The organism is Porcipelethomonas sp. (genome assembly GCF_051893655.1).
Lineage (GTDB): Bacteria > Bacillota > Clostridia > Oscillospirales > Ruminococcaceae > Porcipelethomonas.
In genome coordinates this window covers 1-4,233 of sequence record NZ_JBJFHN010000034.1, presented here as the reverse complement: position 1 = coordinate 4,233, position 4,233 = coordinate 1, and the positions used below count along the sequence as shown (strand labels likewise).

The following is a 4,233-nucleotide window of genomic DNA, read 5'->3' as shown; positions in this document are numbered from 1 at the left end:
TATTATTTATGGCAGGAGTTATTGTACATCTGGCAATAGCTGATACAACATATAAGGGACTTAAAATAGCAGATCTTTCGCAGTATTATACCGGAAACATTGCTCCGGACTGTATACATTCCCGTAAAAATTACCAGCGTGAAATGAAAAAACATACTCATTTGAGAGATAGTATACGAGACTGGGAGTTTATACTTCCTGAAAATCAAAGACTGTTTCATGAGCGTATGAATGAATTTGTGAGTAAATATTGCCGTGAAGAAGAAAATCATGATTTGTATTTAGGGTATCTGGTTCATCTGATAACTGATGAAATGTTTATGAAAACAATTCGTCTTGAATGTGCTGAAGAAGCTGAAAAAATCGGAATTCTTCAGACTGATAAACGCTTTTTTGAATTTATGATGAGGGAAGTTAACGGGGCTGACAGTATTACTGCTCATAAATTTAAATTTTCAAATGATCCCGTTCGCCTGTTGATGGACGGACAGGGAATCGGTATTAAAGATTATATTAAGCCGGAAGAAATAATTGACAGTGAACAATGGATAATTGATAATTTCTTTTCAGGTCATGATAATTTTGAATCGCCAGTATATCTGAGTTTTGAAAGGATAATGAAATTTATTGAAGATACCAGTGGTGCAATTTACCATCGTCTTGATGAATATTCTCTTATATAAAAATAAAAATCCCGGAATGATTTATTCATTCCGGGATTCAACTTTAATATTAACAATTAGTAAGAAATACCCTGCCACATCATAGCATCAGCAACCTTAGAGAAGCCGGCAATATTAGCGCCTGCAACCAGATTGCCTTCAAGTCCGTATTCCTTGGAAGCATCATATGAATTGTGGAAAATATTGATCATGATATTCTTAAGCTTAGCATCAACTTCTTCAAATGTCCAGCTGAGTCTTTCAGAGTTCTGTGACATTTCAAGAGCTGATGTAGCAACGCCGCCTGCATTAGCAGCCTTTGCAGGTCCGAACATAACGCCTGCTGCCTGGAACTTTTCAATAGCATCAGGAGTTGAAGGCATGTTAGCACCTTCAGCTACAGCCATTACGCCATTTTTGATAAGCATATCAGCGTCATCGCCGTTGAGTTCATTCTGTGTAGCACAAGGAAGAGCAATATCACACTTGATGCTCCAGATACCCTTGCCTTCTGTATATACAGAACCAGGTACTCTTGCAGCATATTCCTTGATTCTTCCTCTTTCAACTTCTTTGATCTGCTTTACAACATCAAGATTGATGCCGTTTTCATCATATATGTAGCCGTTTGAATCGGACAGAGCAACAACCTTGCCGCCTAACTGTGTAGCTTTTTCTGTAGCATAAATAGCAACGTTTCCAGAACCGGAAATTACAACTGTCTTGCCCTTGAAGCTTTCGTTCTTCATAGACTTTATCATTTCATCTGTGAAGTAGCAAAGACCATATCCTGTAGCTTCTGTTCTTGCAAGTGAACCGCCGTAAGAAAGACCCTTGCCTGTTAAAACGCCTGTAAATTCATTTCTGAGTCTCTTATACTGACCGTACATAAATCCGATTTCTCTTGCTCCTACGCCGATATCACCGGCAGGAACGTCTGTATCAGCACCGATGTGCTTTGAAAGTTCTGTCATAAAGCTCTGGCAGAATCTCATGACTTCAGCGTCAGACTTGCCCTTCGGGTCAAAGTCAGAACCACCCTTACCGCCGCCGATAGGCAGACCTGTAAGACTGTTCTTGAAGATCTGTTCAAAACCTAAGAACTTGATTACTGATGCACAAACTGTAGGGTGGAATCTCAGACCGCCCTTGTAAGGTCCGATTGCAGAGTTAAACTGAACTCTGAAGCCTCTGTTAACCTGAACGTTGCCGTTGTCGTCAACCCACGGTACTCTGAACTGAATGAATCTTTCAGGCTCAACCATTCTTTCAATAATACCTGCCTTAACGATGTCAGGTCTTTTTTCAACTACTGGTTCAAGACTTTCCAGTACTTCTCTTACTGCCTGAAGAAATTCTTCTTCACCCTTGTTTCTCTGGCATACCTTGTCGTATACCTTCTGTAAATATTCGCTTTTAAACGCCATTGTTTAAAACCTCCGTATTATATTTATCGGAAGAGAAACTTCCAATATTAACTATTATACTATTTTTAATTAAATAAAGCAAGAGTTTTGTCGAATATTCTTAACTTTTTTCATATAATTAAAAAATAATTTTTAAAAATTCGTCATATTCCGGTACATACTTGCGAGATAAAGAAAAAACTGTTATATTGTCAAGAGCTGTTGACAAATCTTCAAAAATATAATAAAATAAGTAAGAGCAGACTATACGGCAGCGGAAACGTTTAAGTTTATGAGGAAAGTCCGGGCATCGCAGAGCAGGATAGCTGATAACGTCAGCCGGAGGCGACTCCAGGGCCAGTGCAACAGAAATATACCGCCCGTTTCAGAGCCTGTTCAACATCTTTTTTGTGTAGAGTTTTGAAGGGGATTTTCGCAGAGTTTAAGGCGGAAATTTGTAATTGAACTGTTGATTTGCAGGAATTTTCAATGCAGAAAATGTTCATATTCACCGGAAAGATGCTGAACAGGTTCTGATGGGTAAGGGTGGAAAGGCGAGGCAAGAGCTCACCGGAATACAGGAGACTGTATTGCCATGTAAACCCTATCCGATGCAACGCCTATTGGTACTTTTATGCTAACATTGGCTCGATGGGCATAAAGGTAATGGCGGCTTGAGTTTCAGGGCAACCTGAAACCTAGATAAATTGCCGTACACGACAGAACCCGGCTTATCGGTCTGGTCATGAAGCCTGAGATTTTTTCTCAGGCTTTTTATATTATAATGCAATAATGCTGTTGATTATGAAAGTAAAAAGACCGCATTAAAAATACGGTCTTTTTGAATAGGAAATTGTTATGAAAGGAAAATATATAATAAACACCTTGTGATGGGTGGAATTTTTTGTTCTGCCTTTTTATGGGGTTGTAGGCAGTAAACCTTTTTGTATACCGATTTCTTGTCTTCTTTCTTTTTGGTATGTTTAAATTATACCGGGTATGTATGAACAAATGGGGTTATAAAAAAGAAAATAATGTGAAAAAATTCAGGGCATTTTTTGAAAATAATATTTCAATATTCCGAAAAAATTGTTGAATAATAAAATAATATTGACTTGTTATTCAGAGTGTGATAAAGTTAAATTTATGCGGTTTATGTTCAGCAAAAAGGAAATAATAAAGTATATTGACGGGGGAATTGTTATGGTAGTTTTAAATCAGGTCATTATTATGGCACTTTTGATTCTTACAGGAATTATATGCTTTAAAATGAAAATTATTACAAAGGAATCAACACAATCACTTTCATCGCTGGTACTTATGGTGATAAACCCTATTGTTATAATTGTTTCATATCAGGTTCCTTTTGAAAAAAGATTGCTTAAAGGAATTTTATGGGCACTTTTGCTGTCGCTTGTAAGTATTGTTGCTGCAATAATAATCTCGTATATTATGATAAGAAAAAAATATGACAGAGCTGCTCTGGAACGGTTTGCAAGCATTTATTCAAACTGCGGATTTATGGGAATACCTCTGGTTAACGGTCTTTACGGAGCTGAGGGTGTTCTTTATATAACTACATTTCTTGCGGTTTTTAACATATTTGTATGGACGCATGGTGTTTATATGATGGAGGGTAAGGTAAGCCGTACAATGGCAATTAAGGCGGTTAAAACTCCGGCTATAATTGCAACGGTCATTGGTTTTCTGCTTTTTATACTGAAAATTCACATTCCTGATCTGCTGCTGACAACCTTAACCTATCTTGACGGTATGAACACTCCTCTTGCGATGATCGCAGCAGGAGCAACAATTGCTCAGACAAGTATATTGAAGGCACTTAAAAATCCAAGATTATACTATGTTTCGTTAATAAAACTTATTGTTGTGCCGCTGGCAGCTATGGCAATGTTTTGCTTTCTGCCTATAGATAATATGGTAGTGGGAACTGTTATTTTAGCTTCTGCATGTCCGGCAGCGGCAACGGGAACTCTTTTTGCTATAAGGTATAATAAGGATTCCCTTTATGCATCAGAGCTGTTTGCTGTGACTACAGTGCTTTCTATTGCGACACTTCCGGTTATAATGTCGGTTACGCAGAAAATACTTTGAACACACCCCGGTCAGATTGATTCTGACCGGAATTTATATTTATTGACAAAATT

3 protein-coding genes and 1 other RNA gene are annotated in these 4,233 nt (G+C 37.8%); 3 read left to right on the top strand and 1 reads right to left on the bottom strand.

The genetic code is table 11. The features are described 5' to 3' along the window. Positions 1–683: hypothetical protein (locus ACI4WO_RS01895; protein ID WP_439805865.1), on the top strand; the 683-nt coding region annotated here is incomplete at its 5' end. 56 nt (positions 684–739) lie between these two features. On the opposite strand, the gene gdhA is transcribed toward ACI4WO_RS01895, so the two are convergent. Then, positions 740–2,089 (bottom strand): NADP-specific glutamate dehydrogenase, encoded by a 1,350-nt coding sequence (gene gdhA / locus ACI4WO_RS01890; RefSeq protein WP_439805864.1) that lies wholly within the window; start codon positions 2,087–2,089, stop codon positions 740–742. Positions 2,090–2,324: 235 nt separating this feature from the next. Here gdhA and rnpB point away from each other — a divergent pair. Beyond that, positions 2,325–2,818: RNase P RNA component class A (gene rnpB / locus ACI4WO_RS01885), an RNA gene on the top strand. A 453-nt stretch (positions 2,819–3,271) separates the two neighbouring features. Further along, positions 3,272–4,180 (top strand): AEC family transporter, encoded by a 909-nt coding sequence (locus tag ACI4WO_RS01880; protein WP_439805863.1) that lies wholly within the window; start codon positions 3,272–3,274, stop codon positions 4,178–4,180. Positions 4,181–4,233: the final 53 nt, after the last annotated feature.